General features: G+C 59.7%; 10 protein-coding genes. 5 read left to right on the top strand and 5 right to left on the bottom strand.

Going from position 1 to position 9627, the window contains the following annotated elements:
- On the top strand, positions 1 to 323 hold a 323-nt coding region (locus tag KBF66_RS17210; RefSeq protein ID WP_296660224.1), incomplete at its 5' end, for a hypothetical protein.
- 95 nt (positions 324 to 418) lie between these two features.
- Here the strand turns inward: KBF66_RS17210 and phaP are convergent.
- The 4 genes from phaP to KBF66_RS17190 all read right to left on the bottom strand — a co-directional run bounded on the left by phaP (position 419) and on the right by KBF66_RS17190 (position 3450).
- On the bottom strand, positions 419 to 964 hold the full coding sequence (gene phaP, locus KBF66_RS17205; protein ID WP_296660221.1) for a TIGR01841 family phasin: 546 nt from the start codon (positions 962 to 964) through the stop codon (positions 419 to 421).
- A gap of 249 nt (positions 965 to 1213) precedes the next feature.
- On the bottom strand, positions 1214 to 1648 hold the full coding sequence (locus tag KBF66_RS17200) for an MAPEG family protein (protein ID WP_296660218.1): 435 nt from the start codon (positions 1646 to 1648) through the stop codon (positions 1214 to 1216).
- Positions 1649 to 1750: 102 nt separating this feature from the next.
- Positions 1751 to 2470 carry a hypothetical protein gene (locus KBF66_RS17195; RefSeq protein WP_296660215.1) on the bottom strand — a complete coding sequence of 240 codons (720 nt, stop codon included), beginning with the start codon at positions 2468 to 2470 and terminating at the stop codon, positions 1751 to 1753.
- On the bottom strand, positions 2467 to 3450 hold the full coding sequence (locus tag KBF66_RS17190; RefSeq protein WP_296660213.1) for an MlaD family protein: 984 nt from the start codon (positions 3448 to 3450) through the stop codon (positions 2467 to 2469). The genes KBF66_RS17195 and KBF66_RS17190 overlap by 4 nt, the downstream gene beginning before the upstream one ends.
- Positions 3451 to 3555: 105 nt before the next feature.
- On the opposite strand from KBF66_RS17190, the gene KBF66_RS17185 reads away from it, so the two are divergent.
- Positions 3556 to 5142 carry a C1 family peptidase gene (locus tag KBF66_RS17185; RefSeq protein WP_296660209.1) on the top strand — a complete coding sequence of 529 codons (1587 nt, stop codon included), beginning with the start codon at positions 3556 to 3558 and terminating at the stop codon, positions 5140 to 5142.
- 73 nt (positions 5143 to 5215) lie between these two features.
- On the opposite strand, the gene KBF66_RS17180 is transcribed toward KBF66_RS17185, so the two are convergent.
- Positions 5216 to 6013 (bottom strand): ABC transporter permease, encoded by a 798-nt coding sequence (locus tag KBF66_RS17180; protein ID WP_296660206.1) that lies wholly within the window; start codon positions 6011 to 6013, stop codon positions 5216 to 5218.
- Positions 6014 to 6103: 90 nt separating this feature from the next.
- Here KBF66_RS17180 and imuA point away from each other — a divergent pair, with 90 nt between their 5' ends.
- From imuA to KBF66_RS17165, 3 genes are all read left to right on the top strand, one after another.
- Positions 6104 to 6898, top strand: a complete 795-nt coding sequence (imuA, locus tag KBF66_RS17175) for a translesion DNA synthesis-associated protein ImuA (protein WP_296660203.1) — start codon at positions 6104 to 6106, stop codon at positions 6896 to 6898.
- Entirely contained in the window at positions 6867 to 8234 is a 1368-nt protein-coding gene (locus tag KBF66_RS17170) for a DNA polymerase Y family protein (protein WP_296660199.1), read from the top strand. The genes imuA and KBF66_RS17170 overlap by 32 nt, the downstream gene beginning before the upstream one ends.
- Positions 8218 to 9627 (top strand): PHP domain-containing protein (locus KBF66_RS17165; protein WP_296660195.1); only part of this gene is annotated, 1410 nt, incomplete at its 3' end. The genes KBF66_RS17170 and KBF66_RS17165, both read left to right, overlap by 17 nt.

Genomic DNA, 9627 nt, shown 5'->3' with positions numbered 1-9627 from the left:
CGGTTTACATGTCATCACTCAAAGTGGTCGTCTTGTGCGAACGCACGGATGGTCAAGGCACGCGAACCAGCAATCAAAAGATCTTGTTGGAGCGAAGCGATCTTGATGTGGTGGTTGCCGAACAGTTCGACGGCAAGATGTGCATTCCGCCTCGTGCGGCAGCAAGCGTCAAGACCGTGCAATCAGTGGTCAGCTGGATGGTGCGCGTTCACCGGGTGCTGAAGAATGGCACCCGCTACGAAACCGACTATCCATTCACTGTGCTGGCGAGCAGTGACGCCGCTGTCGACGAACTGGTGTCGTCAGCAACGGTGGATGACTGAGTTGCCCTGGCTCCCAAGCCCGTTGGCGGTCAAAGGCCGAATCAAAGAAACGGCACCCCAGGGTGCCGTTTCTCTTGGGTCAATTCGACGGGCAATCAGGCAGACTTGCTGGCTTTCTTGACCGCCTCAACGGCCTGTGTGGTCACTGCGGTGAAGTTGGCTTGTGCCGCTTCCACAGCTTGCTTGGCGCTGGTCTGCGCACTTGCAAACGCGTTCTGGCTGGCTGTCATGGCGTTATTGAAAAAGGCCATGGCCGATTCTGTCCCGGCTGGGGCCGAGTTGGTGGCACTTGCCATCAATGCGGCAAAGCCCTTTTGCACGTCGTCCATATTGGACTGCGCCGCCTTGGTGAATTCAGCGTTGGCACCGGCAACAATCTTCTGGAATTCTTCAGCGTAGGCTGTGGCCTTGGCGGCGGCTGGTTGGGCCAGACCGGCTTGCAGCGCTGCCAATGCCTGGGGGTCTTTGGCCGCCATCACGGCCTTGGCGTGATCCAGCGAGTCCGACAGGGTGGCCTTGGCGGTCGACATATTCAAGTCCACCAATTTTTGCGTTGCAGCTTGGGCTTTGGTTGCCAGCTCTTGCGTGGCCGTCAAGCCGGCTTTGGCGGTGGCGACGAGTTTTTCGGAGGCGTTGTTCATGGCAGGTTCCTTCATGGATATATGGCAACCGCAACGGCAACCCCCGACGGGTTGTTATGTTGCAGTGCAGCATAACGTGGATTGTAAAGAAAATATCGATGAATTGTTTGATTTTGTTGCAGTGCAGCAAAATTTAGTGACCACTGACTAAATCCATTGTTAGAAGACCAGTTCCGGTCTGCGAATTTGTGGGTCAAGAACGGGGTAAAAGTCTTGGGTGGCGCTGCGCCTGCCCTGCGACTGCACCCATCACGATGCAAATACCGCTCGTGCCGCCTGCCACACCATGATGGCGAGCGCACCGGTAGACAGCACGAACAGCGCAAGGCGTGAGGGAATATGGTTCACCAGCACCTGCACCAGACTGTGCATGACCCGTAGCAGCACATATGACCAGGCGGCCAAAATCCCGACGGTGTTCATTGGATCGGTCAATGCAAGGACCAGCGCAGCGGCATAAAACAGCGTGGGCGCTTCCATCAGGTGGTTGTAGTTGTCCGCCTTCCAGCGCACCCGTGCTGGCAGATCCCGCGTCAGATCCTTGGGTGGCACGTTCGGGTCGAGAACCACCTTTTGCGCCACCATGGCAGGGATGCGGGTGACCAGCATCCACAACCATATCACCAGTGACCATATTAACAGTGCGACTACGGGTTGCAGAAGGGGAAAAAGGTCTTTGCTCATCGGGCGCTCCTTGAATACTCTTGATGCCCCGTCAATGATACTGACCCCAAGGTCCAGTCCTGGCAACCCTGGCCCTATGCGTCAGGCTGACGCCGTGCCGAGCTAACGTGCCGGGTTTTGCAACACCAGATCAATGCGCCGTTGCAATTGGGCCGCGGCCTTGGCGTCACCCGCTGCCTGGGCACGCTGGCGCAGTACCCCAAGCCATGCCAACAAGGGGCGCCGCCACCCTTGACTTGAAGCTGTTTCTGCTGCCAGCACAATATCCACGGGCACTATAAGCTCTGATTTTAAGAGTATTCCGGCGGCAATCAAACGGGACTGTGGCTCCTTGATCTGCGCCAGTGTGCTGACTTGTGCCGGATGGGTTGGTGTGACCGTGCCCGGTGGGGCAGGGTGCTGGGCAGCTGCGCGTACCTGTCTGGCCCAGTCGCGGTAGGTCTCGGGCAATTGATCGGTTTGAACGTCGGCCCACTGACCGGCTAGAAAAAGAGCGTAGTTTTGTTCGGCAGGTCGGGCATCGAGCGCTCGCTCGGCGTAAGCGGCACACCCCCCAAATTCCAGGCTGGCCACTTGCGCGGCGCAGCGCACCAGCGCCAGGCGCGCCATCAGATCGGGCCGCCCGGTGCGGGCCACCTCGCCCTGGGCACGCTGAAATTCAAAGTCGGCTACCCGATTGTTGCCTTCGAGGTAGGCGGTGCTGAAGCTGTTCAGCGCAGAAAACGCACTGCCTTCCCAGTTGGGCGCAGGCGGTGTGTTGGCACAACCACCCGCCAATAGCGCGACGGCCAGCACGGTGCTGTGAACAATCTGCGGGCTCATGGCAGTTTGATCTCCACATCTCTCGCAAACGGCCATTTGCGGTTGACCTCGTCGGTCAACTGACTGATCTTGCGCAAGTTGACCTCAACCTCGGTGCGCAATTGCCCCAGGTCAGTGCTGGCGCTGCGTACATTGGCACCGACGGCCTGGGCCTCAACCAGCACCGCGTCGACCTTGCCCAGGGTGTTGCGTGTGTCAGACAGCAAGGCAGTCAGCTGGGCAATCGCCTTCTGGCTGTCGGCCAGGGTAGCCTGGGTGCTTTTGAGGGTATTTTGGGCGTCATCGGCCACACCACCCTTGCCAAACAGGCGACTGTCTGCGTTCTTCAGCAAAGTGTTGCTGCTGTCGAGTGTGGAGATGAGCTTTCTGGCGTTGTCTTCATTTCCCAGAACACCGGTCAGCATGCCATAGCGGCTGGTCAGGCGCTCGGTCACTACCATCAGGTGCGCCAGGCTGGTGTTGAGGCTGGACTCGCTGCCGGTCATGGTTTCCAGGTTGTCCAGCAGCGCCCGCACCGAGGCCATCAGGCGCGGAATCTCGGCCGCCATATCGCCGCGCAGCAGGGTGCGTTCGGCGTTGGCGGGCAAGGGGGGATCAGTGAGAATGCCGCTGAACGCCCGGATTCGTGTATCTCCCACCATCCCGCGTTCCAGCGTGAAGATGCTGCTGGTACGCAGCCATCTGGAGTCTTTGTTGGGCACCTCCATGACGATGCGCACTTTGCCGTCGTCTGCCAGTTCGATGCGCCGCACCCGGCCAATCGGAAAGCCCGAGAACGTCATGTCCATTCCCACAATGACACCTTCGGAGTCGTCTGAGAGCAATACAAGCTCCTGTGTGCGTTCAAACACGCCGCGGGCAAACATCACGTATAGCGCAAACCCCACCAGAATGATGGCCACCCCGGTCAGCAAAGCCACGGCTTTGCGTTCCAGGCTGGTGGTGGACTCCGGGTTGTCAGGCTTGGGTTGGATGGACATGGCATCTGTAGTTTCCCACAAGCGGCCTGACCGCACTTCGGCCTGAAGAGGAAGAGCTGAAATTCGGCAAAATGCGGGTTGACTCGAAACCCAACAGGAAAAAGCATGAGCACTGACGCATGGACCATGACCCGAGGCGATGGCACCGAACGCAAAATCATGGGCTACCGCTTCGCACCGGAAAAACTCAGCAACCGTAAACAGTTTTCCGCTGCCAAGCCGAATCTCAAGCTGCCGCCAAAAGTGGATCTGCGGCAATATCTGACCGAGATTGAAGACCAGCAAAACACCAACAGTTGCGTGGCCAACGCTGTCGCAGGTGCCTACGAATACCTGGTGAAGAAGCACGAAGCGCGGGACTACGACGTCAGCCGCCTGTTCATTTATTACAACGCCCGTGACCTGGGTGGTATCGAGGGCGACAACGGCAGTCTGATTGCCGACGCCATCGAGGGCCTGCGCAGCCATGGGGCGTGTGCCGAAGACAGCTGGCCCTTTTCCCAAACCAAAGTCGACAAACGTCCCAGCGACGAGGCTTATGAAGAAGCCGCCCGGTTTGTAGTGGAAGACATGCAGCTGGTGCCTGTGAATCTGACGGCCTGGAAGACCTGCCTGGCCGAAGGTCACCCCATCATTTTCGGCATTTCGCTGTACGAGTCGTTTGACCAGCAACGCAAAAAAGGGGTGGTGCCCCTGCCCACGCCCAAAGAGGCATCGCGCGAATCGCACGGCGGCCATGCCATGCTGTGTGTGGGCTATTCGGACCCCGACCGGGTGTTCATCGTACGCAACTCGTGGGGTCCCGACTGGGGCGACAAGGGGTATTGCTACATCCCGTATGACTACCTGGTCAACCCCAAGTACAACGACGGTGACAGCTGGATCATCCGCCAGCTGGAGAATTTTGAGTTCGACCAGGAGGGCTGGGGCGACGACACAGCGTTGATTGGCGACTTTGATACCGAACTGGCCAACATGTCTGAAGAGGACTATGGCACCCTGCTCGACGCCATGGGTGAGCATCCGCTGGAACTTCGTATGGCGATCATTTTCCTCACTGCAGCGGGGGCGGACGGCGACATCAGCAACGACGAACTGGCAGAAATTGCCACTTATTTCTCCGCTGTGGTCGATTCACTGGGGGTGAACACCCAGGTTGACAAGCTGCTGCGTCGCGCAGCAGCCAAGGTGGGCGATGAAGAACTGCTGGAGGAGTCCATCGAACTGCTGGGCGAGCATCTGTCTGCCACCATGCTGGCCAGCATCGTCAACAGCATCACTGAGATCGCGGGCACCGACCAACTCGAAGACAGCGAAGACGAGTTTGTGGCGGCACTGATCGAAGCCTGGCAGGTGACCGACGACGAAACTGCTGATGAAGAGGAAGAACAAGAAGACGAGGAGGAAGAGGAAGAGGAAGGCGCTGATGAACGGTCAGTGGTGCTCACAGGCTTTTGGATTTACACCGACAAGGCCGAAAAGGTGGTCAAGAGAATCGAGAAACTCTGCGCTGCCCACTGCACCGAAAGTGAAGACTACGAATACGAATGGGACGAGGATGAGGATGACGACGGCAACTACATCGAGTTCAGCAAGTTCGAGGCGACCCCAGACGACACAGATGCTTTTCTTGAGGAGCTCGAAGCCCTGTGCGAAGAAGTCAGCGCGGATGGCGGTTACAGCTGGGATTGAGCAACTGCACGGGAATTGTTCAAACTTTATAGCTAGTAGCGCAATGTCAATATGCGCTGGAGCCTAATTTCATTCAAATGTACTTGACAACCAGCGAGGCCGCCTCCACCAGCAACAACACCAGGAATAGGCGCACTGAGCCTGGTTGCATGCCGTTGCCCGCAAGAGCCGGGTCACGCTCCAGACTGGCGGCCATCGGCACCACCGCCACGGCCATGCTGAACAAAAAGGCTTTGATGACAAAACTCAAGGACACCGTCAAATCAAATACCTGTCCCACCGCGCGGGTAAAACCCGGCAACCCCCAGGGCGAGGGGCCATACACCATCAGGTAGGTCAAGACCAGTGCAATCATGCTGCTGATCATGGCCAGCGCCAGCACCGAAAATGCCTCGGCCAGCACACGAGGCGTGAGTTCGCTGCGTAACTGTTCCAGACTCAGGTCGGACACCCGCCGCACACGCGGGCTGGCAATGGCCGATGCCGCACCGGCGTTGAACGCCAGGCCAGCCCGTAGTGCCACAAACATTGCGGCAGACAGCGGAATCAGCTCCAGCACCAGCACCCGCACCACCATTTGCAGCGCGTATTGCGACAGCCCGTAACTCAGGGCGGTGACCACCACAATGCGGATCAGCACCAGACTCAGCAGCGCTGACAGTGCGGTAAACCATGGCAGTACCTGCCAGGCACTGGTGGCCATGTAACGCGCGGCGGTGGCACGGTAGGCGGGGGTGTGGGTCGAGGGTGTGAGCCACAGCACCAGCACCAGCGCGCCAAACTTCAGCATGAACACCACACTGGACCACTGGCGCTGCCAGGAAAGACGCAGATTGCGCAGAGGTGACGTCAGGGTGGGGTTTGCAGACATCGGGTAATGATAAAGAAATTGCTGAATAAAATACTGTTTATTTATACAGTTAAATGATGTCTAATGCTGCTTTGAATGTGTTCATGTGCCATGGTTTCAAGTGCCCTTTCTGCCCTGCTCGAAGATGTTGGTGATGCCGTCTGGTCTGGCGATGCGCTGGCGCGCGCTGCGGTGGCCGAGGGCGTGGCACGCTCCAGCGGTCATGCGTTGCTGGATGCGCAGTTACCGGGCGGTGGCTGGCCGGTGGGGGCCATGTGCGAAATCCTGCAGACACAAGCCGGTCAGCATGAGTGGCGTTTGCTGCTGCCCGTCCTGCGGGGTCTGTCACAACAGGTGGTGCTGGTGGGTGCGCCTTTTGTGCCGTTTGGTCCGGGTCTGGCTGCGCAGGGGCTCAGGCTTGAGCAACTGCTCATGGTCCGGGCCGACACGCTGGCCGACCAACTGTGGGCAGCCGAGCAGGTATTGCGCTGTGCCGGGGTGGACGCCCTGCTGTTGTGGCTGCCCAGGGTGCGCGCTGACCACTTGCGCCGCCTGCACATGGCAGCCCAAAAACACGCCAAACTGTTGTTTGTCATGCGGCCGTTGCTGGCGCAGCACGAGTCGTCTCCTGCTGTGTTGCGCTTGCAACTGGGCGATCCGGGGATGGGATCAGAGCCAGACAGCGACCACTTGCCGGTTCATATTCTCAAGCGCCGTGGTCCACCCCTGGCCCACTCCCTCTGGCTACCGGCCCGCGTTGCGCCTTTGAGTGTGCAACTCAGTCTGGGGCAATGCCGACAGACCGCTTTTGCCCGGCCGCAAGTGGCGGCCACGCAGCAAGCTGATCGGCCCCCGGTCACACGTTTGAAAAGCCATGTACTGGATCGCATTGCAGCCACGGCCTGAGCCAGCTTTGGGCGATGCATTGTCAGACCCGGTGACGGTGCTGGGCTGGTGGGCGTTGCAATACACGCCCAGGGTGGCCTGTCTGGCAGATGTGGTGTTGCTCGAAGTGTCGGCCAGTGAACGGTTGTGGGGTGGACGTGCCACATTGCTGCGCAGTATTTATACGTCAAGCAAGCCTATAGCCCATGTGGCGTATGCACGGGGTGCTACATCTTTATTGGCGCTTGGACGGCTGATCGCTGGCCAAAAAGCGCTTTTTCCAGCCGACGAACTGCCACTGCTGGCATTGCTGGCAGCGCGCCCTCATCTGGGTACCTTGGCGCGTATGGGCTGCACCACCTGGGGGCAACTGCGGGCCTTGCCGCGTGGTGGTCTGGCGCGCCGCTTTGGCGCAGACTTGCTGGCAGCGCTGGATCAGGCTTACGGGGAGCGGCCCGATGTCTACCCCTGGCTGAGCTTGCCCGACGTGTTTGATTCCCGGTTGGCACTGGTGACCCAGGTCGAGAGCGCCGACGCCTTGCTGTTTGGCGCGCGCCGCCTGCTGGCGCAACTTCAGGCTTGGTTGCAACTGCGCCAGCTGGGCGTGCTGGCCATCGAGCTGGGCTGGCGCATGGACCCGCGGCGCAACACCGCGACCGAAGGTTCGGTGCTGATTCGCACGGCGCAGGCCAGTGCCGACATGTTGCATCTGCAACGTTTGCTGGCCGAGCGTCTGGCACAGGTCGAGCTGGCTGCACCAGTGCAGTCGCTGTGCCTGCGCACAATCGAAACGCAGGCCAGGCATGCCCGCAGTGCCAGCCTGTTACCGGCTGAACAACTCAAGGGCGACAGCTTGTTGCAAACGCTGGAACGGCTGAGCGCGCGGCTTGGCTGTCACAAGGTGTTGCGCCTGCAAACCTGTGCGGACCATCGTCCAGAGCATCGGCAGGCATGGGTGGCCGCCACATCTGCTCCTCAATCAATAGCTACATTTCAAGGTGATAAAAGGGCTGGAGGTCAAAAAAGCTTGAAAAACTCTGGCGGTATGTCAGGTGTCCCCACTGCATGGGCCAGCACGCTGCTGCCCACCTGGCTGCTGGCCGAACCAATCCAGCTGGTGTGTGATCAGCAGATCCCATGTTTTGATGGGCCGCTGACGCTGCTGATTGGCCCGCAACGGCTGGAGGCGGGTTGGTGGCCAGACCCCACCGGCAAAGTGGCGGACACCACTTTGCGTGACTATTTTGTTGCCCGAAACCCCGGCACCATTCTGGTGTGGATTTACCGCGAGCGTTTGCTGCAAGGGCGGGGCAACCAGACAGCCAACGTCTGGTATCTGCATGGTATTTTTGCCTGAAGCCATGCGGCCAGTCGATGTGCCAGCCTTGCTGCCCTTGGCGGCGCCAGACTACGCCGAGTTGTTTTGCCGCAGCAATTTCAGCTTTGGTCGGGGTACTTCGACCCCCGAGGAACTGGTGGACCGTGCCCATGCGCTGGGTTATGAGGCACTGGCTGTGGTGGACGAGTGCACGGTGTCAGGCCTGGTACGGGCGCATACCCGAGCCAAAAAGTGCGGTCTCAAGTTGCTGCCAGGGGCGTACTTTGACGTGCCGTTATGGCCTGGTGACAGCCAGTTTGGCCTGATCGCCTTGCCACATCACCTGCAAGGCTGGGGCGACCTGTGCCAGTTCATCACCCGGGCAAGGCGCAGTGCGGCCAAGGGGCAATACCGGGTGGTCTGGCCCGACCCGGCCTGGGCGACCCTGGCCGGATGTGAGGTGTTGCTGGTGCTGCCAGGTGCTCTGAGTCTGGAAGCTGGTTGTGCCATCTGCAGAAGCGCCATGAGCCTGTTTGGCCAACAGGTCTGGCTGGCAGTGACTTGTCTGATGCGACAGGATGATGCATTGCTGTTGCACAAACTCAGCCAGATCTCGACCCTCACCGGCGTACCGCTGGTGGCCGCCGGTGATGTGCTGATGCATGTGCGTTCGCGCAAACCGCTGCAGGACGTGATCACTGCGGTGCGACTGGGTCAAGCCGTATCAGCATGTGGTTTTGCCCTGCAGCCCAATGCCGAAAACCACCTGCGCACGCGTGATCGCCTGGTGCACATTTACCCCTCTGTGCTGCTTGGCAATACCCTGACCGTGGCTGCGCGCTGCAACTTCAGCCTGGACGAACTGCGGTATCAATACCCGCTGGAGGCGGTTTTGCCGGGCCAGAGCCCGGCGCAAACCTTGCGCCAGTACACCCTGGAGGGGGCGAGCAGGCGCTACCCTGCCGGTCTGCCCGACAAGGTGCGCGATCAGCTCGATCATGAGTTGACCCTGATCGCCGAACTGAAATACGAGATGTATTTTCTGACGGTGCACGACATTGTGGCTTTTGCACGCAGCCAGGGCATCCTGTGTCAGGGGCGCGGCTCGGCTGCCAATTCGGCCGTGTGTTACTGCCTGGGCGTGACCGAGGTGGATCCGGCACGTTCGAGCCTGTTGTTTGAGCGCTTCATCAGCCGTGAGCGCAATGAACCACCCGACATTGATGTGGACTTTGAGCACCAGCGGCGCGAAGAAGTCATTCAATACATCTACCAGAGGTATGGCCGTGATCGCGCCGCCCTGACCGCTGTGGTGGTGAGTTACCGTCCGCGCAGTGCACTGCGTGACGTCGGACACGCGCTGGGTGTGCCCGAAGCCTTGATTACTGCCATGGCACGCGAGCACCCGGGTATGCACAGCCGCGAGGTGCTG

It is taken from the genome of Rhodoferax sp., from assembly GCF_018063565.1.
GTDB lineage: Bacteria > Pseudomonadota > Gammaproteobacteria > Burkholderiales > Burkholderiaceae_C > Rhodoferax.
The sequence above is the reverse complement of the archived record's forward strand: the minus strand, read 5'-3'. Positions and strand labels throughout refer to the sequence as shown.